The organism is Lysinibacillus sp. JNUCC 51 (assembly GCF_015999525.1).
GTDB lineage: Bacteria > Bacillota > Bacilli > Bacillales_A > Planococcaceae > Lysinibacillus > Lysinibacillus xylanilyticus.
This window is the reverse complement of sequence record NZ_CP065545.1, coordinates 801,372-823,190: the sequence shown is the minus strand read 5'-3', so window position 1 is coordinate 823,190 and position 21,819 is coordinate 801,372. Positions and strand designations below refer to the sequence as shown.

The window sequence follows — 21,819 nt, the reverse complement described above, 5'->3', positions numbered from 1 at the left end:
CATTATGAAAATCGCATTAATTGCACATGATCGTAAAAAAGATAATTTAGTACAGTTTGCTATTGCATACCGAGATATTTTAAATGAGCATACGTTGTTTGCTACGGGTACAACAGGACAGCGTGTTATTGAAGCTACAGGCTTAGAAGTAACACGTTTTCGTTCAGGACCACTCGGTGGCGATCAACAAATTGGCGCAATGATTGCCAATAATGATATGGACATGGTGATTTTTTTCCGTGATCCATTAACAGCACAACCACATGAGCCAGATGTTTCTGCACTTATTCGTCTTTGTGATGTTTACCAAGTGCCACTGGCCACAAATATGGGAACAGCAGAAATATTACTAAAAGGCCTACAAGAAGGCTTTGTGGATTGGAGACTGATTCAAGAAAGACGAAATTAAAAAAAGACGTGATTTAGAAAGGATGATAATCGAATGAAAAAGCTAAAAATCGGCATTACCTGTTATCCAACTGTTGGAGGCTCTGGTGTTATTGCAACAGAATTAGGAAAAATGCTTGCAGAGAGAGGACACGAGATTCATTTCATCACCTCAAGCGTACCATTTCGATTGAATAAAATTTATCCAACCGTCTTTTTCCATGAAGTAGAAGTTAACAATTATTCAGTATTTCAATATTCGCCATATGATATAGCATTAGCGAGTAAAATGGCGGACGTGATTAAGGATGAAGAACTAGATGTGCTTCATGTACATTATGCAATACCACATGCTGTCTGTGCTGTTTTAGCACGTGAAATGAGTGGTCGCGACATTGGGATTGTCACAACGTTACACGGTACAGATATTTCGGTGCTTGGGCAGGATTCCACTCTTTCGCAGGCAATTAAGTATGGCATTGACAAATCTGATATTGTTACGACAGTGTCAGAGGCATTAAAGCAACAAACTTATGAACTTATCGATACAGTAAAGCCGATAAACACGATTTACAACTTTGTTGATGAACGTGAATACTTCTCGCGCAATTCAGGGAATTTAAAGGAACAATTTGGAATTAAAGAAGATGAAAAAGTTATTATTCACGTATCTAACTTCCGTAAAATTAAAAATCTTCCGCATATTATAGACGCCTTTATGAAGATTCGTGCAAACATGAAGGCAAAGCTATTGCTTGTAGGAGATGGTCCAGAAAAGCATCGTGTAATGGATCAAGTAAAGGAAAGTCCTTATATGGAGGATGTTCTATTTTTAGGCAAACAAGAAAATTTGGCCGAATTATATGCGATAAGTGACCTTAAATTATTACTATCACAGCAGGAATCATTCGGGTTAGTTTTACTTGAAGCAATGGCTTGTGGTGTACCTTGTATTGGATCAGCAGTAGGCGGTATTCCAGAAGTCATTGAGCATGGTGTAGATGGCTATATAGTAGAATTAGGTGATACGGACGCAGTAGCAGAGTACGCCGTGAACCTATTGAATGATGAAGAGAAATTACAACGTTTCCGAGAAGCGGCTATCCGTGCAGTTGATGAAAAATTTCATTCATCTAAAATTGTAGAACAATATGAAAAATTGTATGAAAAGGTTGCTGAAAGAAATCATGCAAAACAATAAAGAATGGCAAGCTGCCTATTCAGTTATTGAACAACTAGAAAACGCAGGCTTTGAAGCAGTGATCGTTGGTGGTGCGGTACGAGATGCTATACTTGGTCGTCCTGCCCACGATGTAGATGTTGCGACAAATGCCATGCCAGACGAAGTAAAGTCTGTCTTTAATCATACAGTTGATATAGGGATTCAGCATGGGACGGTACTTGTTATCGACCCAGCTGGTTCTGTGGAGGTAACGACATATCGTACAGATGGTGAATATACGGACCACCGTAGACCAGAGGAAGTGCAATTTGTACGTTCACTAAAAGAAGATCTACAGCGCCGAGACTTTACGATGAATGCCATAGCAATGCGTCGTGATGGTTCTTTTGTTGATTTTTACGGAGGACGCCAAGATATTGAGGCTGGTGTAATCCGAGCTGTTGGTGATGCACAGAAACGTTTTTCGGAAGATGCATTACGAATGCTGCGAGCCGTACGTTTTTCAGCACAGCTCGGTTTTCTAATTGAATCAGAAACCTTGAAAGCAATGCAGGACAAGGCCGATAATATTTCTTGGATTGCGAGAGAGCGAATAAAAGCAGAGCTCGACAAGCTATGGGTAGGGAAAGATGTTTTTAATGGTATAAGGAAGCTTGAGGAAAGCAATTTAGTAAATTATTTGAATGGTACTTTTCAAGCTAAAGACTGGTATGAATTTAACACGCAGGACAAGCTATTAGGCTGGGCATATTTTGCGGTGTTACAGGGTGAACATTGGCGAGAAGTGCTAGGTGAATATCGTTTATCGAATAAGGAGATGGCGTTTGTAAAAGCTGTGTTTGAAGCTTTAAAAGCTTTAAAAAACGGCTGGACAAATATGGATTACTTTTTGTATACAGAACAGGAACTAGAAGCTGCTTGTTATTTTGCGGAACTGAGACAGCTTGACGTTCAAATGCCACAACAAAGTATACAGGAAATACAGACAAAGCTTCCAATTAGACACAAACGAGAGCTAATTGTAAACGGTACAGATTTATTAAAATGGTCCGGAAAAAAAGGTGGACCATGGGTAAAAGAAGCATTGCAGGCGATGCTTGAAGCAGTTGTCAATGGCGAGCTTCAAAATGACCAACAACAGATAAAAAATTGGATAGAACACGATTATTTCAAACAAGAATGATAACTATAGATTTTTTTTAACGAGGAGCGGTCTCAAAATGAATGAGACGGCTCCTTATTAATTTGGTTCTATAATATTTTTTTGCTTAATCACCAAAGGTTTTGGGTGACAATTGTTAAAACGCAAAATGAGTATAAGTTAATTGGGAAGGCTAGGCTGTCAAATCAAATCACAGCATCACAGATGAGACACTGGAGCGCGAGTGAGCGGATAGAGGAACGAAGACTAAAACCATCATGTCCTGTGATAACGCATTCATGACCAACATCCTGTTGTTGCTGCTTCCGCTTCGCTTTCGCACAGATAAAACAAATTGCTGTCGCCACGCTATCGCCCAAAACATCTGCCGCTACTGCTTCGCTTTCGCGGAGAAAATATTTGTTGCCCCGACGCCCCCAGCCGGAACGGAAATCAACCCTACGTTATGAGGGTAATCTAACGATCAGAAGCAAAATAGTTAAAATAACGAATAACTAGAGCTAAAAGATATTTGATGATAGATTGTGGTCAATTGTCATAATTTACAGTATGATTAATACAATAGAATCAATATTATGTAAGCAAATAAAAAAATATAGTAGAGTTTAATAAAGGATTGATTAGCATGAGTATTTCTATGAAGGATGAAATTTTAAAAAGAATATTAGCTGCTAATGGTGAAGCGGTTTCGGGTCAGGAGCTAGCAGATTCTCTTGGAGTATCACGTACAGCTATATGGAAACATATGCAGACGCTACAGGAGGAAGGCTATACATTTGAAACGGTAAAGAAAAAGGGCTATGTACTGACTGGTGTGCCAAACAGCTTAAGTCCAACACAAATTGAACTATTTTTAAATACTGAACGTTTTGGACGTGAAATTCATTATTTTGACGTTGTAGATTCAACACAAACAATCGCTCATAAGCTTGCACAGGAAGGCGCTCCACATGGCACTATTATTATCGGTGAGGAGCAAACTGCTGGTCGTGGTCGTATGGCGCGTCCATGGGAATCTGCAAATGGCACAGGTATTTGGATGACCATTATTGTAAGACCAGATGTTACTCCTCAGCAAGCTTCATCTTACACACTTGTCGTAGCAGTTGCGGTTACGATGGCTATTAAAACATTATATAACCATATTGAACCAGCCATTAAATGGCCAAATGATTTGCTCATTAACGGTAAAAAATGTACCGGTATATTAACAGAAATGCAGGCTGAGGCAGACTGTGTACAAGCACTGCTGGTAGGTATCGGTATTAATGCAAACCAAGTCGAAGCAGATTTCTCTCCAGAAATCGCTGATATTGCTACATCTCTACGTTTAGAAGCGGGTGAGGAAATTAATCGTGCAGCTCTTGTCGCATCTATTTTACAATATTTAGAACAATTTACGGAATTATACGTGAAGGAGGGCTTTGCTAGCATTAAAACGCTTTGGGAACAAATGTCATGTACCATTGGACAACGTATCGAAGTCACGACTTTACGCGGCCGCTATGAAGGCATTGCCAGTGGGATTACGGATGAAGGTGTACTACAGCTAACAGAGGATAATGGCACAGTCCGAACAATTTATGCTGGAGACATAAAAATTTTATAGAAACATGTGCACATACTTAATTAACAAGACCGTATATTTTCAAATCTGAAAATATACGGTTTTTCATATTCTTCGAAATACATTTAGCTCCGTATATTTTTTTCTCGTTTGTAGTCTTGTCTAAAGAAAATAAGAGAAAGTATTAGTGAAATTATTGGAAGAAAAAAGAATCCAGAGTCATATTTAACTGAATGCTCCATTTTTAATCCGAACAAATAAATGAATAAAGTAAAAGAAACAGATAAAGAGATCGTTCTCGCTATAGATTTCATTACAAGCCCCCCAATAATTTAATTTCTTTCAGCAACTCGCTGGAAGAAATTAAAGTCTTCAGCCAATTCCAGACGCAATTAAGCCGAGGCATAATTGATATAGTTCTCTATTTTATTTTTTCTATAAATACCTTATCAATATCATTCCATACGTAAATAAGCTCTTCTAATACTTTTCCGCCAATTTTAATTTCGGTGTTCTCGACATATTGTGCACCATAATATTCATAGAAATTACGTGTTTTATTATCTGCTAATACTTCAACAAATACTTTTTCGTATCCTTTTAGTTTAATATAGGCGAATATTTCTTTGAGTAGTTGCTTCCCGATTCCCATCCCTTGATATTCTTCTAAAAGATATATAGAAGTTAAATCAGTTGCATTCGGTACTGAATTAGTTTTTCGTGTGCCACCAGTTGCAAAGCCGATTATTTCATCTTGTTCATTTTCTGCCACCAGAACATAATTCGTAAGATCTGAAATATTCTTCTTCCAAAGTTCTGTTCGCTGCTCGTAAGATAAATTATTCAAAAAATCATCTGGAAGAATCCCTTTATAAGTCGTCCGCCAACTGTCAACATGTACTTTTCCGATACCTTGAGCATCTTCAATGTTTGCTTTTCTAATTTTCATATTGATCACCTCAAAAATCGTATTTTATATTTATGATGATGCCGTAACTGTCCTGAATCACTTCAGATCCTGCTTAATTTAAATATATATATTTCTAAAATATGAGTATAGAATACGATAAATGGGAATTTCCCTCTAATGTTTAGAGGGAAGAACTGAATCATATAAAAATCTTACAAAAAAAGACAGAATCACAAATATGTAATTCTGCCTTTTCTGAACTGGGAGCTTACTTTATTTCAACGTTAACTGTAAGTCACCATATGAAAGGGTTGCTTTTAGCAAGTTATCACCCTTAAAAGATTGCGATATCTTGCTAATTTGATCCTTCTTATCAACTGTAAGATCCCCGAAGTCAGTTTGTAATTCAAAGCCAAGTTCACTTTTTTTATTTTGTAAGTGAAGTGTAGCATCTCCAAAGTTAGACGTAATTGTGGATTGGCCATTTAATGTTCCATCTATGTTAATATCACCATGTTCACTTTCAGCAACAAAGCCATTACTTGAAAATTGTTTTAAATTCATATCACCAAATGATTGTGTAATCTCTGTTTTATCACCAGTAGTGTCCTTAAATATGATGTCTCCAAAATCCTCAACAAGATTTAACTCCTGATATTTCAGACCACGAATGGTTGTATCTCCAAAATTACTTTCAAGGATAACGGTTTTCAATGTTATATCTGAAGGAACATAGATTTTGATGGAAGGAGTTCTGAAGCTACCAAATCCGAATTGAAAACCATTCTTTTTCTTACTCTTAGTTTCAACAGTTAATGTATTATCTTTAATACTGTAAGTCACATCATCATTTTTAATAACATTTGTTTCTAATGCATAACGATCACTCGTAACAATTTCAACATCTCCATAGTGATTGATAACCTTGAGATTAGTGAAATCATCTAGTTTATAGGAGTTGTTTACTAGTTTATTGTTCTCTGGTAATTGGATGCCTTCATCGTTTAACACAAAACTCCATTTCCCACCAGAGAAATAACCAACTAGAGCTAACAGTATGCCAAAAGCAATCATAGTAATGGCAATATGGGTATGTCGAGACGTCATTAGTATCCCTCCTTCCGCTTCTTAGTTATTTTGTGGAATAGTTTACCTAATGCTTCAACACAAACAACAACGATTGTTTTGATCAAACGAGCAACGATTGGGAAAAGCAGGATGCCCAAACCTGTTACAATAAAGCCAACTCCCATAAAGAGTAATGCTGTTGGCCAATGCTGAGTTAGAATGAAGAAGCCTGAAATAAGTGCAACAATTCCACCGAAAAAGATACTAAGTACAGTTGCGATAATCGCAATGATAAAGCTGAATATAACTGCTCCAAATGAAAAAATAAGTGCTATAGCAACAACAAGTAACGGTAATGAAAGTGGAGCAGATATTATTGCTAAAATGATAAGCCAAATCGCAGACATATTCTTCTTAGTCGAAGTCGACGTTGAGGTTGCTTCTAAATCCTTTAATGCATAGTCCGCCATTATTTGTGATGCAACATGAGAAGGGGAACCTAGTTGTTGAATGACCCGCTGTTCATTTTCCTCTCCTGCTTCATCGAAATATTCCTCATAATAGGCAAGCGCAGCATCAATCTCATGCGCTGGAAGACGTTGTAATTTCCCCCGTAGCTTTTTCAAAAAGCTTGCTCTATTCATCATATTTCCCTCCTATAAGTACACAATCAACCTTTTCTTTATACTTTTGCCATTCTTTTAATAGTTCCAGTAATCGTATTCGACCTTGCTCGGTAATTTGGTAATACCGTCTATTTCTGCCTTGGTAGGGCTGATCGTAGGTTGTTAAGCAATTTGCTTTTTGTAAACGACGTAATACTGGGTACAGCGTAGATTCTGATATATCCATCACGGATTGTATTTGCTGTGTTAATGAGTAACCATAAGCATCCTCTTTATCGACGATAGCGAGTACACAAGCGTCAAGTAAAGCTGAGCCAAGTTGAAATGTCATCATCTCTCACCTCACAATGTAGTACCTATACAAGGTTTTATATTATATGTCGTATAGTATGGTGGAAGTATATTACATATCACATTGAATTGTCAAATTTTATTAAAAGTTCAAGAGGAAAATGACGATGGTGTCATTTTAAATTGACAATAAAAAGCAAAATGTTTATGATAAAAATGACAATAGTGTCATTTTATGTTTGGAGGTAAAGATTGTGCCAAAGGTAAGTCATGAATATGTAAAGGAAAAGAAAAAAAGCATTTTAGAAGCAGCAATAGCAGTATGTAAAGTTAAGCCACTTTATGACATTTCGATGAGGGATATTATTAAAGCTTCAGGAGTAAGTCAAGGTGGGATTTATCGTTATTATTCAGACCTGGATGAAATACTTATTGAGGTTATTAATCAAGTAAATGTTAATGCAGACTATAAACATATTATCGATGAAATTACGGATACGAGTAATTCTCCCACGAAAACAATCATTAAATTATTTAATTTTCTTGGAGAGTACATGAAGGAAAACGTATCAACAGTTGGCAAAATCCAATTTGAGCTTACGATTTTATTTGCTAACAATCCGGATAGAGAAAAGAAAATTTTATCGAGCATTTATGAGAATGAAAGTGGGCAATATTTTATGCAACAAATTTTTCGTTCAATCGATAAGGGTATTTATTCAGGATGTTTTCAGCTTGAGATTTCGATAGAGGATTTATCTACTTTTATAATGACGTCCATTGATGGCATTGTGAGAGACGTTGTCTTGCAAAAATGTTACGGGGTGTTCTCAAATGATCAAGTGCAGTTTGATGAGATTCGTTTGATGAATACACTTTGCAAATCCGTATTATTACTATTGGGTACCAAAGAAGGAGAGGATTAAAGTTGGGAATAGAGGTAAGAAGATTTCTATTTTATACCTTTGCAACGTCTTGGATAATATGGGGTAGTTTAGCCTTATTAACACAGCTGAATTTACTGAAGTTTGGCAATGCAATATATATGCTATTGTTTATTCTCGGTGGAATTACTCCTGCAATTTGTGAGATTTGGTTGAAAAAGAAATATTCTACTAAAGAAGAGTTTAAATTATTTATCCATAATGTAAAAAATCCAAAGCATCCTGTATCTTGGTATATTTTTGTAATCGGATTGGCATTTGCGGCTTTTTTTTTACCAACGCTATGGGGCGGAGCAACTATGGAGAATCCAATATATCTGGCGTTACTTGAATTGCCAATCATGATTATTGGAGGAGGGGTGGAAGAAATTGGCTGGCGTGGTTTTTTACAGCCTACATTACAAAAAAGATGGTCTCCCTTCATAAGCACAATGATTGTTGGCGTTATTTGGGCAGTCTGGCATCTGCCATTATGGTTTGTCATTGGATCAAATCAAATGAACATGAACTTCCTATGGTTTTCTCTAATAACTTTAGCGTTATCCTTTTTATTGACGATCATTTACCAATCCACTAAAAGTATTTTTCTTTGTATTATTTTCCACGCTTTAACCAATTCATTTTGGGATGTTTATGTACCAGTTACAAACGTATCGTCTGGTATATTAATATTATTATTTGCACTGTTTCTATTTACAGTATTTGAAGTTTATCGAAAATCAAACTTTCAGAAACGAATGGTTTGAATTTGGTAATAGTTATTGATCGTAATTATTAGAAAATAATATTTGAAGATTACTAGGTGAATCTGTTATAGTATGTGCGAAGGGCAGTATCCTTTTGTGAACGGCACCTTCAAAACGTAAGATCAATTTACAATAAATATCTGCCTTGATCTTTTAATGACAGGGACGGAAGAAAACAAGCGTTCAAAAATATAACTTGATTCAATGGAATGGGCAATTCTCACAAAGAGATTTAATTACTTATTCTTTTATTAAGTTATGGCCTCTATTCAACAACGAGAGGTGATTTTTGATGACGAACGAAACACTACCCTTCTGTCCATTTTAGGAACAGAGGGGTTTTTCTGTTTTCTTCCCTTAAAAAAGGAGGACTACATGATGAAAACAACTTCAGATTTTTTAAAGATGAAGGCAGCAGGTGAGAAGATCGTTATGCTTACTGCATATGATTATCCTGCTGCGAAATTTGCCGAGGAAGCAGACGTCGATATGATTCTAGTGGGAGATTCACTAGGTATGGTAGTTCTAGGCTATGATTCTACAATGCCAGTAACAGTAGCCGATATGGTTCATCATGCAAAAGCAGTGCGCAGAGGGGCAAAGGATACGTTTGTTGTTGTTGATATGCCATTTGGTTCGTACCACGGTGATGTACACGAGACGTTGAAAACGGCTGTAACCATGATGCAAGAAACTAGAGCAGATGCATTAAAGTTAGAGGGTGCAGACGATGTTCTACCAGCAATTCGTAAATTAACGTCAGCTGGCATTCCGGTGGTAGCACATTTAGGTTTACTACCTCAATCAGCAGGAGTACTTGGTGGCTACAAGGTTCAGGGTAAAACAGCTGAACAGGCAACGAAACTCATTGAAGATGCAAAAAAATGTCAAGAGGCTGGAGCATGTGCAGTCGTCTTAGAATGTATTCCACATCAGCTAACTGAGATGGTATCTGCTAATCTTATTATTCCAACGATTGGTATTGGAGCTGGTGTAGAGGCTGATGGACAAGTTTTGGTTTATCATGACATGTTAAGCTACGGTTCACACCATGTACCAAAATTCGTGGAACAGTTTGCTAATATGGGTCAAGAAGCAAGCCGTGGTATTGCTAGTTACGTAGAAGCGGTAAAAGCAGGTAATTTCCCTGCGCCGAAGCATTCTTTCACAATGAAAGAGGAAGCATTGGATCAGCTATATGGGGGCGTAAAGTAATGAAAGTCGTAACTACAATCCAAGCACTAACCGTAGAAATCCAAGCAGCTAAGCAAGCTCAAAAATCAATTGGACTCGTCCCAACAATGGGGTATTTACATGAGGGTCATTTAACGCTAGCAAAAACAGCTCGTGCTGAAAATGATTTAGTCGTTATGAGTATCTTTGTAAACCCAACACAATTTGGACCAGACGAAGACTTTGAAAGTTATCCACGTGATTTGCCACGGGATATAGCTTTGGCAGAATCTGCCGGTGTAGATATTGTTTTCGCACCGAGTGTTGAAGAAATGTATCCGCATGATGGTGGTATTCGTATACATGCGGGTGAACAGGCAACAATTCTTTGTGGGGCAAGCCGTCCAGGACATTTTGATGGAGTGTTACAGGTCGTATCAAAATTATTTCACCTAACACAGCCGACACGAGCTTATTTCGGACAAAAAGATGCACAGCAGGTTGCTATTATTGCTACGATGGTACGCGATTTTAATTTCCCTTTGGAAATGCGAGTAGTACCTATTGTACGGGAGGAGGACGGTTTAGCGAAATCCTCTCGTAATGTCTATTTAAGTGAAGCGGAGCGTCTTGAGGCACCAGCAATTAATGAAGCTCTACAGCTTGCTCGTGATAGCTTTTTAGCGAATAGGGATACTGCGAATGCGCTTGCTAAAGCAAAGGCACATATTGCAACACGCACCCATGGTCAAATAGATTATATTGAACTATTAGCGTATCCAGATTTAATTCCCGCAACTGCTGAGACTGAGCAAGTCCTTTTAGCAGCAGCCGTCTATATTGGTAAAACTCGATTAATTGATAATTGTATCTTTAATGTGAAAGAAGGATTGTAATATGTTACGAATGATGATGAACAGTAAAATCCACCGTGCTACAGTGACACAAGCAGATTTAAACTATGTTGGATCTATTACGATTGATGAGGATATTTTAGATGCAGTAGGGATGCTACCGAACGAAAAAGTGCATATCGTCAATAACAACAATGGCGCACGTTTTGAAACGTATATTATTGCAGGAGAGCGCGGATCAGGTGTTATTTGTGTGAATGGGGCAGCAGCACGCCTTGTGCAACGTGGAGATATTGTGATTATTATTTCTTATGTGTATGTAGATAATGCAGAGGCAAAAGACCATAAGCCAACAGTAGCTATTATGGGCGAGGGTAATACAATTAAAGAAATGATTGCCTATGAGCCAGAAGCAACAGTGATGTAGTAGGGAGGAAGCGTGTACAAATTGTACATGCTTCTTTTTATGTTTGGCTGTTTTCTCAAAGATTGTTGCTATTATGATATAAAATAAGAATAGAGGTTTAATCCACAATCGTGTAGATTAAACCTCTATTTAAGTAGTTAACATAATATTTGTTTAGTTAAACCTCTATTTTGGTTGATTAAAGGAAAAAATTAAAACATCGGCATTTTTTAGCAACCACAATCTTGTTCCTCATTATTTACTAATGGAATCAAAGGGAACCCCATAGTCTTCCAAGCAGCTATACCACCATTCAACTCTTTTACTGAGTACCCGTTTTCAATTAACATAATAGAAGCCTTCGCAGCTGTATTACACCAAACATCCCAACAATACAAAACGATTTCTTTGTCTTTAGGTATTTCATCTAACCGAATTTCTAATTCTGAAAGTGGGATTTCTAAAGCACCTTGTATTTTTTCTTTTTTCAATGCAGGAGAGCCATTCCTAACATCAATTAATAAATAATTTTCTGGTTGCCTTTTTTTCTCCGTCATATAATCCATTGGACTGAACGTTGATTCAATGCGATTTTTGAAATATGAGATTTGATTCATTTTATTTTTCTCCTATTCTTTTCACTATTTTAATTAAATACTTTTTAAACGCATCTTTTTCCTCATCTTCTAATGCTGACAACACTTCTCGCTCAGACTGATTCATTAACTCTAAACAATCATCTACGGTTTTTCTACCTTTTTCCGTAAGATTGAGACAGTAAGACCTTCTATCATTTGAGTTTTTGTCTCTAATTATATAGTGAAGAGATTCCAAACGATCTACGTGATCCACCATAGATGTCCTGTCTATTTTTAAATCTTCTGCAATTTCTTTCTGAGATGTGTTAGGACGTTCCTTTATTCTAATCAGGACTCCGAATTGTCTTGCATTTATACCATAAGGCTTCAACTGATCTATAAAATCTTCTTCTAACAGTTGTTCTACTTTTCCAGTTAAAAAACCAAATGATTTAAATATATCACTCAATTTAATACCTCCCACCAAATATTCACTTAATATGATAATCAGTATAACTGATTAATTGGTAAATGTAAATATTTTGAATGATTGAGTTCAGGAATAATCTACATTTAATTCTTACAGATGTTTTAAAGCCATTTTCAACAAATGTATCTGCTGCTTATATTGAAAATAGGTGATTTTTGTTTTCTCGTAATGATGCTACTGTAAAATAGTTAGATTTTTGACAAGCTGAAATAAGCATTTGTTCTACCCGATTTTCAAATGCCAAGTTTTTATGTATCTCAAGCCAACGATACCAGTAGAGGTAACTATCCAAATAATACGTACCAACGCCTTGATATCGCTCCATCTATCCCTTCAAACGACGATGGAAGTTATTAACGTGTTGTATGTGGAATATCCCTTTTTTTACTCGTTGATTTTGATTAAGATTAATTGTTTCGTGTTTAAGATTTTTTGTTGTTGCAAATTTTTTATAGTTGGTAGCTATATCCGTGCATAACAAAGAAGAATGGGCTATATTCCATTTTATTTTCTTCTTTTGGATATAGATCTTGTTCCATTGCCTTAAATAAGGCTAGTTGATCTGCTTTTCCTAATTCTCCGACTGCTTCATATACAGCCTTGTGTTTAATCTAAAAGGCAGAGGGATGCCGCTGAACCAAAAATGTGATAAAATTCATCTATCTAATGTGAACTGTGAGTTGAGATGTATGGTGGAAAGTCAAAAGTATGCAATTGTTGATTTAGAGACGACTGGTCATTCACCGGCAAATGGGGACCGAATGATTCAAATAGCAATTGTTATTATGAAAGATTGGAAAATAGAGCGCACCTTTACGAAGTTTATTTATCCAGGGAAAGCTATTCCAACTTTCATTCAGGATTTAACGCATATTACGGATGAGGATGTAAAGGATGCCTTGCCGTTTGAGGCACATGCCGACTACATATATGAACTGCTTGCTGATTGTGTATTCGTCGCGCATAATGCGGATTTTGACTTATCCTTTTTACAAGCAGAGTTCAAGCGTGCAGGTTTACCAAAATGGCAGGGTAAAAAGATGGACACGGTTGAGCTTGCCAAAATATTGTTCCCAATGTCACTGAGCTTTAAGCTAGGTGATTTAGCGGCAGATTTAAATATAGAGCTAACAAATGCACACCGAGCAGATGACGATGCCCGAGCAACTGCTGAGCTCTTTAAACATTGCTGGAAGGAGTTACTCAGTCTCCCTCAGCTAACTCTTGAACAAATGCATAAACGTTCATTCAGATTGAAATCAAATTTATCCCAACTTTTCTTTGAGGCACTTCAAATTAAACGACAGCATGTAACTGCAAATGAGAATGTCTCCTACTATCGCAATTTGGCTATTTGTGATGGACGAAAGAAGCATACAAATAATGCGGAGATTGTATCATATCCACAAACAGCAGCTGACAAAACAGCATTAATGATAAAGGCTATGTCGAATTTTGAGCAACGACCAGCGCAATTCGAGATGATGGACACTATTTGGGAGGCGCTTAATGATAAAAGGGAATGCGTTATAGAGGCTTCCACAGGCATTGGTAAAACAGCGGGCTATCTACTTCCTGCGATTTTGTATGCTCGAGCGGTCGATAAAAAAATTGCCATTAGCACATATACGTCGCACTTGCAGGAGCAACTTGTCGAGGAAGAGTTACCAAAGATTGAAAAAATTCTTGGCACTAAAGTAAATATTGCTGTTCTTAAGGGCATGCAGCACTATATTGACGTTGCGCGATTTGAGCAATGTATGGCTTATGCTGATGAAACTTATGATGATACATTTACGATTTTGCAGATTCTCGTCTGGCTGACTAAAACAGAAACGGGTGTGCTAAGTGAGCTCAATGTATCTGGCGGTGGACAACTATTTTTAGAGAAAATCCGCAAAATGCCTGATGAAAAACCTTCAAAGGGCTTTGATTTCTATGAGCAAGCGTTAAAAAATAGTGAATTTGCTGATTGTATTGTAACCAATCATTCTATGGTACTCAGTGATTTAGTCCGTCAAACACCGATCTTTACACAAGTTGACGGATGGATCATTGACGAAGCACATCAATTTATACAATCTGCCATGCAGCAGGACGAAGTTGTCTTCTCCTATACGCAGTGGAAGTATATTTTCGGTCAAATAGGAACGATAGAGGAAACCGCTTTGTTCCAGCAATTTAGTCAGGCTGCTAAGAAAAAACAACGGGTTTCTATGCAAAGCTTGCAGCGACTAGATGCACAATTTATACGCCTACAACGGACGTTCGATGAAACCATTCAGCGGGCTGTTCAAAAAATGCAACAACAAATAAAAGGAAAACAAGCTAGTAGTAAATGTACTTTGTTTTTAGAAGATGTATCTATAGCAAAAGAACCGCTTCTACAAGTAAGTAAGCTCACACAGCAGTGGCTCGATCTTGCAACAGAAGTAGGCCATGCCTTTGAAAATAATATTGAGCAATTGGATAAAAGTGAGCACTATATATTAACGGAGTGGCATTATTGGATCCGTGAATTAAAAGTGAAAATCGCTGAATGGGAGGAAATTTTCTTATCGCCACAAGATGATAATTCAGTGTGGCTAGAATTTGATTTAAGGAGCATTCCAGGAAGCTTGCAAGTCTTTAAAAAGCCTGTTAATGTCACGCCTATCATTGAAAAAGTACTGGCCCCGCTTCGTAAACAGGCAAGCATAGTATGGACTTCTGGTACGTTGACTGTGCCAGGTAATGAGCGTTTTGTAACACGCCAACTCGGTATTTCCGATAGTGTGCAAGTAATAAAGTTACAAGCACCACCATCCTATTATTCAGGTGCGAAGGCATTTATTGTCACAGATATGCCGGATATTCAACATGTGTCACAGGATGAATATATTGAAGCGGTCGCCCACGCCATTACACGTACAGTGCGAATGACTGAAGGACGTTGTTTTGTCCTATTTACCGCACAGGACATGCTTCGAAAAACAGTGGAGCTTATTCAAGATAGTGAACTCCTTGATGACTATATGCTTTTTGCACAAGGCGTTACGGGTGGTAGCCGTATGCGAATTCTGAAATCATTCCAAAAGTTTAGCCATTCGGTACTCTTTGGTACAAACAGCTTTTGGGAAGGTGTGGACGTTCCAGGTGACGCACTGGCATCGGTTATTGTTGTTCGTTTACCGTTTTCTTCGCCAGAGGAGCCTGTATTTAAAGCGCGAGCAAAGCATATTACTGCACAAGGTCGCAATTCCTTCAATGAGCTATCACTGCCAGAAGCCATCATGCGTTTTAAACAAGGCTTTGGACGTTTAATCCGTTCATCACAGGATAAAGGAGCCTTTATCGTTTTAGACCGCCGCATTTCTACAAAGTCGTATGGTAAGGAATTTATCAAGGCGTTACCACCGATTGATGTTAAGAAATTGCAGCTACCTGAGTTGTTAAAAGAACTTAATAATTGGCAGAAATAGTTGGAACCCCTTTTAGCAGTTTTGCTAAAAGGGGTTTTTTCGTATTTGCCTGGCATCTTGGGACGTTTTCAGCGGGTGTCCCAATCCTATTCCTAACTTAGCCTAGTTTGCCTTTCGTATAAATAAGCGGTTATTGCTAAAAATAAGACCGTCAAAATAGAGGATTTAATTACAATAATTATTTGTAGTTATCTCTCTTGTTATGACAGTTTTTTTCGCAGTATCGACGTTTTTTATACATGTGAAGCATGAACTTCAAATGTGTAACTGGCTTCGTATTTACTAATAAAGGAGGTGGAAACGTGAGCGTAGTTTATAGAATTGCTTTAGTGTTAGTCATCATTGGTGCAATTAACTGGGGACTCATAGGATTCTTTAGATTTGATTTAGTTGCCTATTTGTTTGGTGGACAAACAGCAGTATTGTCACGATGGATTTATGCATTAGTTGGATTAGCAGGACTAATATCCTTACCAATTCTTGTTATGCGATTTGATGAGGACGAAGATCTTGTTCCTGATCATGATCTTAATCTTAATCATAATCATGACCATCATACTCGCATAGACAGAAAACCAAGCTATGGTATGGAGTTTGGTGATGAAGCAGATTTTACTGCATTAAAAACAACTAATGAGCTAAAAGAAGAAAAAAAGGATACACATAGCAAAAAGAAAAATAAAAACAAAAACAAAAAATAACCTCGATTTTATTCCTCAAAAAAACTGGTGACCATTGATCTGCCCCTTAAAAGTTAGATTGGTGTCTAACTTTTTTGGGTCAGATCACATTTGGTTCGTCAGTTTTTTCGTTATGTCTAGGAGTAAAATGTAAGGTGAAAATCCGTATAGAAATCAAGGTTGGGGGATGCAGTTTTAAATATCCATAAACCTAGATAACGAAGCGGATTGTAGTTTGGAATATAAATTATTTGTTTAGTAATTTAAACCGTTAATTAATTATTAGTTTCTGCTAGAGTAAAAGGAGCCTTCTTTTTGATCCTTTTTAAAAATTGAAATGAAATAGCCTAATATAAAACCACTAATAAGTCCACCTACATGTCCAGAAATACTAATATCAGGTACGTTTAAGCTGAAAATAAAGCTAATGGCTAATAAGATAATAATAAATCTTTTATCATAGGAATTAAACTTATTTGGGTACCTGATGAGAAAGAATGTGAATATCCCTAATAGACCATAACCAGCCCCGGAGGAACCTGCTAATGGATAAACCCCAACATAAAAATAATAAATAAATATACCTGAAGCTATAGATAAAAGAATATAAGCTCCAAAAAAGAGTCTACTTCCGAAATATCTTTCAAGTGGTTTAGATATCAGTAATAAAATTGGTATATTTAACAATAAGTGAAAAAGGCTCATATGTCCGAATGCATAGGTTAAAAATCTCCATGTTTCACCGCTGTTAATTAATTCTTTTTCAAGACCTCCAAGAATAATAATTGCATCCTCATTATAACCATCAAAAAATAACATAGTTACGATAGAAGCCAAACTACATAGAAGAACTATAAATACAGTAGCCGGATAATACTGAATAAATTCTTTATAATTCTCTCTTATAGCAAACATTCAGCCACCAACCTTTAGATTAATAGATTTAAAATTATATTATGCAAGATTCGAAATCAAATATATACAGTTGTGTTTATTGGTGTGTTAACACATCTTCAATCAAAAATGCGATATAGAGATTTGTTTTAGTAAATGGGTTACTTAAGTCCATATCTAATAGTGTTTCTATTTTTTTTATTTTATAAAGTACTGTGTTGCGATGAATAAATTGACGCTCACTGATTTTGCGGGTACTACCATTTTCCTCAAGAAAAATGCGTAGAAATTGTACATAATCTGAGTCATGTAATTCATCATAGCGATAAAGCTGACCTAAGATGTCTTGGCTATATGATTTTATTAGTGTTTGATTTTGCACGGCCATGATAATTTTGTAGGCACCAATTTCTTTATATTTATATAGGAAACGATTGTTATGAAGCTTTGCTAATTGGATTACTGTTAATGACTCATCATAGCTTTTGCGAACATTTTCAAGCTCTTTATGATAATTTCCTTTACCAATGATAATATCCAAGTAACCATTTTTTTGCGTAATTTTGTCGTAAATTTCTTCAACAACTTTTGAGAAGGGAGTGTTTGGTGTATTGATTTGTGCTCTGTCGATTAAAAAGATGAGGTGATTTTTATGCTTTAGTTTTAAGAAGCGTTTATATCTATTTTGAAATGCAAATTGGATCATGACCTCGTAGCGGTCAATAGTAGCTTGTGCACCATTTGTAGTACATGAAATGATGGCTAGCTCCCTACCTTGTGGAAAACCAAGTAATGCTAATTGGTCTTTAATATAGTTGGTGTTTTGTTTGTAGTGAAAAAGTAAGTTATAAAGAACCTTTTCTTCGATAGAAAGCTCTTGATGGTGATTGGCGATAAATTGAAATGTTGTTTTTAATAGATCGGCTATACGATAATTCCATGGCATCTGAAAAATAGGGAAATCATGTTCGTTGGCAAAAGAGATTACTGAATCTGGTATATCTGGAATATATGGACCGGTATTAATAATGAAACCTGCTACCTTTTTAGTGAAAGCCAGTTTTACAAGTTGCTCTAAGGAATCTCCATCTGAAGATAAATTAATACCTGTAGTCACGACTAATTCATTAGGTCTACAGAACATAATTAAATCGATGCTTTCAACTACGTTAATCCCTGTAACTCTTCGAAAAGTTCCGTTATGTCCTGCTATTAATGTTAGCATTGGGAATTGAACTCCCTCGACAATTTTGCGAATAGTCCCCATTTCCTCCCCCCCTTATTATGAACATAACTTACCATATATTATGTGCAGATGCACATATTTTTTTAGTTTGCTATCTATATCTCATAATTTTTATCTTTTATAGAATGTGTATAACTACTGTGAAAGAGAGGACTTGCATATGTATAAGTGTAATAGTAGACGATTGCAAGAGTTAATTGAACAATTTAGTCAATTTGGAGCTACTGAAAATGGTGGCGTAACTCGTTTGTCTCTTTCGAATGAGGATGTATTAGCAAGAAACTATTTTTGTGAGTGTTGTGAAGAATTAGGGATGGACATTAAAGTCGATGATATGGGTAATATTTATGCCGTTCTACCAGGGAAAAAGGATGTTCCTCCAATTGTTATGGGGTCGCATTTAGATTCCGTTGAAAAGGGTGGGAAATTTGATGGTGTATTAGGCGTTTTAACGGCTATAGAGGCTATTAGAACGTTAAAGGAAAACGAGATTGAGCTAGATATCCCTATAATGATTGTGAATTTTACAAATGAAGAGGGTGCTCGTTTTGATCCAGCAATGATGAGCTCTGGTGTTATTTCAGCTAAATTTGAAAAAGAAAAAATGCTGCAATCTATCGATAAAAATGGTACTAGTTTCAAAGAAGCGCTGCAAGCAAGTGGTTATGAGGGAGATCAAGAAAATCGTTTAAAAGAAGCACTTGCTTATATTGAATTGCATATAGAGCAAGGACCTGTTTTAGAGGCGAAGCAATTGGAAATAGGCGTTGTTGAAGGTGTATTAGGCATGGTTTGCTATGAAATTACGGTGACAGGGCAATCCAATCATGCTGGAACAACACCGATGACAATGCGTCAAGATCCGATGATCGTAACTTCGAAAATCATTACGTATTTACATGAAGAGCTCGGAAAAATTGATGAACAGTTAGTGTTTACCTTTGGCCGAATGAATGTTTCTCCAAATATTCATACAGTGATACCGAACAACGTGACATTTACGATAGATTCACGTCATCAAAAACCAGAGATCATGCAAAAGGTTGAAGACATACTGAATAATCTTCCTACAGAGGATATGGGCTGTAGCATTAAGCCAGTTAAGCTATGGGGTAGAGATACAGTCTATTTTGATACTCATATTTGTAACGAAGTGGAAAGGGCTTGTCAGAGCTTCGGCTATACTGCCCATCGAATGTTTAGCGGGGCAGGGCATGATGCGCAATATATTGCGGGCATTGTTCCATCAGCGATGATTTTCGTACCAAGTATTAATGGTAAAAGTCATTGCGAGGAAGAGGAAACAACATTTGAGGATTGTGCGAAAGGAGCAGATGTATTACTTGAAACAGTATTGACTCTGCAAACAAAGTTCAGTATAGGGGAGACCTACACATTACATTAAGGTAGTTCCTAACATTTTTATAATTGAGCATTCTCCATTATTTTACGAAGGGTGAGGGGCAGAATGAAAAAAATTATTAAAGGCGGACGAGTTGCGACAGCTGCAGATATTTTTGAGGCAGATATTTTAATTGAAAACGGAAAAATTGTTCAAATTGGCAAAAATCTATCCGACATTGGAGCAGAAGTAATTGATGCAACAGGTAAATATGTGATGCCAGGAGGAATTGATCCGCACACACATTTAGATATGCCATTTAACAATACTGTCACTGATGATGATTGGAAATCTGGTACTATTGCAGCAGCTTTCGGTGGAACGACTACTATTTTGGATTTCTGCTTAACGGCTGGCGAGGATAAACTTTCAACTGCAGTTGAAAAGTGGCATGACAAGGCGAAGGGGAAATCAGCTATCGACTATGGATTCCACTTAATGATTGGTGATTTAACCCCTGAAACAGAAGCCGAATTGCCGCAAATCTTAGAGCAGGAGGGCATTACTTCTGTAAAAGTATTTATGGCTTATGCGAAAGAATTTCAAGCAACTGATCGCACCCTTTTTAAAGCTTTTAAAATAGCAAAAGACCTCGGTGCTGTTGTTATGGTGCACTGTGAAAATGGTTCTGTTATTGATGAGCTTGTAGAAGAGGCGCGACGTGCAGGTCATAAGGAGCCAATTTATCATGCACTTACTCGTCCAGCTGAATTAGAAGGAGAAGCGACAAAACGTGCGATTGAGTTAGCACATATTGCGGGCGCTACCCTTTATGTTGTGCATGTAACTTGTAAAGAGGCTGTAGATGAGATCATTGCTGCACGTGAGAAAGGCTATAACGTCTATGGTGAAACATGTCCACCATATTTAACTTTGGATCAATCTGCTTTAGCACAACCAGGTTTTGAGGGTGCAAAATATGTTTGGTCCCCACCACTTCGCCCAAAATATCATCAGGATCATTTATGGAATGCTCTTAAAGCAAAACAACTTCAAACAATCGGCTCTGATCAGTGCTCGTTTAGTTTTAAGGGTAAAAAACAGTTAGGAATAAATGATTTTTCTAAAATTCCTAACGGTGGGCCGTTTATTGAAGATCGCTTCAGTATTTTATATTCAGAAGGTGTAGCAAAAGGGAAAATTTCTATCAATGAGTTTGTCGATATGATTTCCACAAGTGCGGCAAAAATATTTGGTTTATTCCCACAAAAAGGAACGATTGCTATTGGTTCTGATGCCGATATCGTTATTTTTGATCCAGAGGTAAAACGAGAAATTTCGGCAAAAACGCATCATATGAACGTGGATTATAACCCATATGAGGGATGGGAAGTAACCGGTGAGCCAGTAAGTGTTCTAGTGCGTGGAGAATATGTCATTAAAAATAAAGAGTTTGTTGGTGTACTAGGTAGCGGGCAGTATATAAAACGTCCATTAAAAACAACAGCTGCAGAAGCACTAAACATTTAGTTAGTATTATGACCGATTGCTTTGAATGGAGAACAGAGCAATCGGTCTCGTAATATCTTCATTTAGCTAAATCTACCTCTATAAGTGGTGAGATGAATGTTGAATGTAGCATTTTTTCAATGGTGTAATTAATAAAGCTCATCACCAAAAGTTGTGGATGACTATGTTCAAACTTATGCTATGTATATAGGTTGATAGGAGTGGAGGCTGGCGATTCCTTGGGGCTCATCGGACGCCCCAGGAAGCTCTGCTCTGCGCGAAAGCAAAGCGCCCAGCCAAAA

21 protein-coding genes and 1 pseudogene are annotated in these 21,819 nt (G+C 37.0%); 13 read left to right on the top strand and 9 right to left on the bottom strand.

The window, feature by feature from the left end; genetic code table 11:
• Positions 1 to 4: 4 nt before the first annotated feature.
• From mgsA to JNUCC51_RS04295, 4 genes are all read left to right on the top strand, one after another.
• The gene (gene mgsA / locus JNUCC51_RS04310) at positions 5 to 409 is read left to right on the top strand and encodes a methylglyoxal synthase (protein ID WP_049666749.1); all 405 of its coding nucleotides are present in this window, start codon (positions 5 to 7) and stop codon (positions 407 to 409) included.
• 33 nt (positions 410 to 442) lie between these two features.
• Entirely contained in the window at positions 443 to 1,588 is a 1,146-nt protein-coding gene (gene bshA, locus JNUCC51_RS04305; RefSeq protein ID WP_337990989.1) for an N-acetyl-alpha-D-glucosaminyl L-malate synthase BshA, read from the top strand.
• A complete protein-coding gene (locus JNUCC51_RS04300; RefSeq protein WP_337990988.1) occupies positions 1,575 to 2,753 on the top strand; it encodes a CCA tRNA nucleotidyltransferase in 1,179 nt (392 codons plus the stop codon). The genes bshA and JNUCC51_RS04300 overlap by 14 nt, the downstream gene beginning before the upstream one ends.
• 604 nt (positions 2,754 to 3,357) lie before the next feature.
• Entirely contained in the window at positions 3,358 to 4,341 is a 984-nt protein-coding gene (locus tag JNUCC51_RS04295; protein ID WP_337990987.1) for a biotin--[acetyl-CoA-carboxylase] ligase, read from the top strand.
• Between the two features lie 379 nt (positions 4,342 to 4,720).
• On the opposite strand, the gene JNUCC51_RS04290 is transcribed toward JNUCC51_RS04295, so the two are convergent.
• The 4 genes from JNUCC51_RS04290 to JNUCC51_RS04275 form a co-directional block, all read right to left on the bottom strand.
• Complete coding sequence (locus tag JNUCC51_RS04290) at positions 4,721 to 5,248, bottom strand: GNAT family N-acetyltransferase (RefSeq protein ID WP_337990986.1); 528 nt, start codon at positions 5,246 to 5,248, stop codon at positions 4,721 to 4,723.
• Positions 5,249 to 5,482: 234 nt separating this feature from the next.
• Entirely contained in the window at positions 5,483 to 6,316 is an 834-nt protein-coding gene (locus JNUCC51_RS04285) for a DUF4097 family beta strand repeat-containing protein (protein WP_337990985.1), read from the bottom strand.
• A complete protein-coding gene (locus JNUCC51_RS04280) occupies positions 6,316 to 6,921 on the bottom strand; it encodes a DUF1700 domain-containing protein (RefSeq protein WP_337990984.1) in 606 nt (201 codons plus the stop codon). The genes JNUCC51_RS04285 and JNUCC51_RS04280 overlap by 1 nt, the downstream gene beginning before the upstream one ends.
• Positions 6,914 to 7,237 (bottom strand): PadR family transcriptional regulator, encoded by a 324-nt coding sequence (locus tag JNUCC51_RS04275; RefSeq protein ID WP_443136973.1) that lies wholly within the window; start codon positions 7,235 to 7,237, stop codon positions 6,914 to 6,916. The genes JNUCC51_RS04280 and JNUCC51_RS04275 overlap by 8 nt, the downstream gene beginning before the upstream one ends.
• Positions 7,238 to 7,448: 211 nt before the next feature.
• Between JNUCC51_RS04275 and JNUCC51_RS04270 the strand changes: the two genes are divergently transcribed.
• The 5 genes from JNUCC51_RS04270 to panD all read left to right on the top strand — a co-directional run bounded on the left by JNUCC51_RS04270 (position 7,449) and on the right by panD (position 11,338).
• Positions 7,449 to 8,120 (top strand): TetR/AcrR family transcriptional regulator, encoded by a 672-nt coding sequence (locus JNUCC51_RS04270; RefSeq protein WP_337990983.1) that lies wholly within the window; start codon positions 7,449 to 7,451, stop codon positions 8,118 to 8,120.
• Positions 8,121 to 8,122: 2 nt separating this feature from the next.
• Positions 8,123 to 8,884: a CPBP family intramembrane glutamic endopeptidase gene (locus JNUCC51_RS04265; protein WP_337990982.1), complete on the top strand. Its 762-nt coding sequence runs from the start codon at positions 8,123 to 8,125 to the stop codon at positions 8,882 to 8,884.
• A gap of 378 nt (positions 8,885 to 9,262) precedes the next feature.
• The gene (gene panB, locus JNUCC51_RS04260) at positions 9,263 to 10,099 is read left to right on the top strand and encodes a 3-methyl-2-oxobutanoate hydroxymethyltransferase (protein WP_337990981.1); all 837 of its coding nucleotides are present in this window, start codon (positions 9,263 to 9,265) and stop codon (positions 10,097 to 10,099) included.
• A complete protein-coding gene (panC, locus tag JNUCC51_RS04255; RefSeq protein WP_337990980.1) occupies positions 10,099 to 10,953 on the top strand; it encodes a pantoate--beta-alanine ligase in 855 nt (284 codons plus the stop codon). The genes panB and panC overlap by 1 nt, the downstream gene beginning before the upstream one ends.
• A gap of 1 nt (position 10,954) precedes the next feature.
• Complete coding sequence (panD, locus tag JNUCC51_RS04250) at positions 10,955 to 11,338, top strand: aspartate 1-decarboxylase (protein WP_100544567.1); 384 nt, start codon at positions 10,955 to 10,957, stop codon at positions 11,336 to 11,338.
• A gap of 209 nt (positions 11,339 to 11,547) precedes the next feature.
• Here the strand turns inward: panD and JNUCC51_RS04245 are convergent, their stop codons facing one another.
• From JNUCC51_RS04245 to JNUCC51_RS04235, 3 genes and pseudogenes are all read right to left on the bottom strand, one after another.
• The gene (locus JNUCC51_RS04245) at positions 11,548 to 11,934 is read right to left on the bottom strand and encodes a rhodanese-like domain-containing protein (protein WP_337990979.1); all 387 of its coding nucleotides are present in this window, start codon (positions 11,932 to 11,934) and stop codon (positions 11,548 to 11,550) included.
• A 1-nt stretch (position 11,935) separates the two neighbouring features.
• Positions 11,936 to 12,364 (bottom strand): MarR family winged helix-turn-helix transcriptional regulator, encoded by a 429-nt coding sequence (locus JNUCC51_RS04240; protein ID WP_337990978.1) that lies wholly within the window; start codon positions 12,362 to 12,364, stop codon positions 11,936 to 11,938.
• 154 nt (positions 12,365 to 12,518) lie between these two features.
• Positions 12,519 to 12,872, bottom strand: a pseudogene (locus tag JNUCC51_RS04235) (IS1595 family transposase); the annotation flags it as partial.
• Between the two features lie 202 nt (positions 12,873 to 13,074).
• Here JNUCC51_RS04235 and dinG point away from each other — a divergent pair.
• Together dinG and JNUCC51_RS04225 are read left to right on the top strand one after the other, a co-directional pair.
• Positions 13,075 to 15,846, top strand: a complete 2,772-nt coding sequence (dinG, locus tag JNUCC51_RS04230) for an ATP-dependent DNA helicase DinG (protein ID WP_337990977.1) — start codon at positions 13,075 to 13,077, stop codon at positions 15,844 to 15,846.
• 302 nt (positions 15,847 to 16,148) lie between these two features.
• Positions 16,149 to 16,547, top strand: coding sequence for a DUF378 domain-containing protein (locus JNUCC51_RS04225; RefSeq protein WP_337990976.1), 399 nt, complete (start codon positions 16,149 to 16,151; stop codon positions 16,545 to 16,547).
• Between the two features lie 261 nt (positions 16,548 to 16,808).
• Here the strand turns inward: JNUCC51_RS04225 and JNUCC51_RS04220 are convergent, their stop codons facing one another.
• Complete coding sequence (locus JNUCC51_RS04220; RefSeq protein WP_337990975.1) at positions 16,809 to 17,441, bottom strand: rhomboid family intramembrane serine protease; 633 nt, start codon at positions 17,439 to 17,441, stop codon at positions 16,809 to 16,811.
• 76 nt (positions 17,442 to 17,517) lie between these two features.
• Positions 17,518 to 18,687, bottom strand: coding sequence for a PucR family transcriptional regulator (locus JNUCC51_RS04215; protein WP_337990974.1), 1,170 nt, complete (start codon positions 18,685 to 18,687; stop codon positions 17,518 to 17,520).
• Positions 18,688 to 18,826: 139 nt separating this feature from the next.
• Here JNUCC51_RS04215 and JNUCC51_RS04210 point away from each other — a divergent pair, with 139 nt between their 5' ends.
• Both JNUCC51_RS04210 and hydA read left to right on the top strand, forming a co-directional pair.
• Positions 18,827 to 20,071 (top strand): Zn-dependent hydrolase, encoded by a 1,245-nt coding sequence (locus JNUCC51_RS04210; RefSeq protein ID WP_337990973.1) that lies wholly within the window; start codon positions 18,827 to 18,829, stop codon positions 20,069 to 20,071.
• A gap of 63 nt (positions 20,072 to 20,134) precedes the next feature.
• Positions 20,135 to 21,538 carry a dihydropyrimidinase gene (gene hydA, locus JNUCC51_RS04205; protein ID WP_337990972.1) on the top strand — a complete coding sequence of 468 codons (1,404 nt, stop codon included), beginning with the start codon at positions 20,135 to 20,137 and terminating at the stop codon, positions 21,536 to 21,538.
• Positions 21,539 to 21,819 lie beyond the last annotated feature (281 nt).

Coding starts and splice junctions, on each gene's coding strand:
- JNUCC51_RS04245 (WP_337990979.1), bottom strand. CDS start 11,934: ATGAATCAAATCTCATATTTCAAAAATCGCATTGAATCAACGTTCAGT.
- JNUCC51_RS04275 (WP_443136973.1), bottom strand. CDS start 7,237: ATGATGACATTTCAACTTGGCTCAGCTTTACTTGACGCTTGTGTACTC.
- panD (WP_100544567.1), top strand. CDS start 10,955: ATGTTACGAATGATGATGAACAGTAAAATCCACCGTGCTACAGTGACA.
- bshA (WP_337990989.1), top strand. CDS start 443: ATGAAAAAGCTAAAAATCGGCATTACCTGTTATCCAACTGTTGGAGGC.
- JNUCC51_RS04300 (WP_337990988.1), top strand. CDS start 1,575: ATGCAAAACAATAAAGAATGGCAAGCTGCCTATTCAGTTATTGAACAA.
- mgsA (WP_049666749.1), top strand. CDS start 5: ATGAAAATCGCATTAATTGCACATGATCGTAAAAAAGATAATTTAGTA.
- dinG (WP_337990977.1), top strand. CDS start 13,075: ATGGTGGAAAGTCAAAAGTATGCAATTGTTGATTTAGAGACGACTGGT.
- JNUCC51_RS04295 (WP_337990987.1), top strand. CDS start 3,358: ATGAGTATTTCTATGAAGGATGAAATTTTAAAAAGAATATTAGCTGCT.
- JNUCC51_RS04285 (WP_337990985.1), bottom strand. CDS start 6,316: ATGACGTCTCGACATACCCATATTGCCATTACTATGATTGCTTTTGGC.
- JNUCC51_RS04290 (WP_337990986.1), bottom strand. CDS start 5,248: ATGAAAATTAGAAAAGCAAACATTGAAGATGCTCAAGGTATCGGAAAA.
- JNUCC51_RS04215 (WP_337990974.1), bottom strand. CDS start 18,687: ATGGGGACTATTCGCAAAATTGTCGAGGGAGTTCAATTCCCAATGCTA.
- panC (WP_337990980.1), top strand. CDS start 10,099: ATGAAAGTCGTAACTACAATCCAAGCACTAACCGTAGAAATCCAAGCA.
- JNUCC51_RS04280 (WP_337990984.1), bottom strand. CDS start 6,921: ATGAATAGAGCAAGCTTTTTGAAAAAGCTACGGGGGAAATTACAACGT.
- panB (WP_337990981.1), top strand. CDS start 9,263: ATGAAAACAACTTCAGATTTTTTAAAGATGAAGGCAGCAGGTGAGAAG.
- JNUCC51_RS04210 (WP_337990973.1), top strand. CDS start 18,827: ATGTATAAGTGTAATAGTAGACGATTGCAAGAGTTAATTGAACAATTT.
- JNUCC51_RS04220 (WP_337990975.1), bottom strand. CDS start 17,441: ATGTTTGCTATAAGAGAGAATTATAAAGAATTTATTCAGTATTATCCG.
- hydA (WP_337990972.1), top strand. CDS start 20,135: ATGAAAAAAATTATTAAAGGCGGACGAGTTGCGACAGCTGCAGATATT.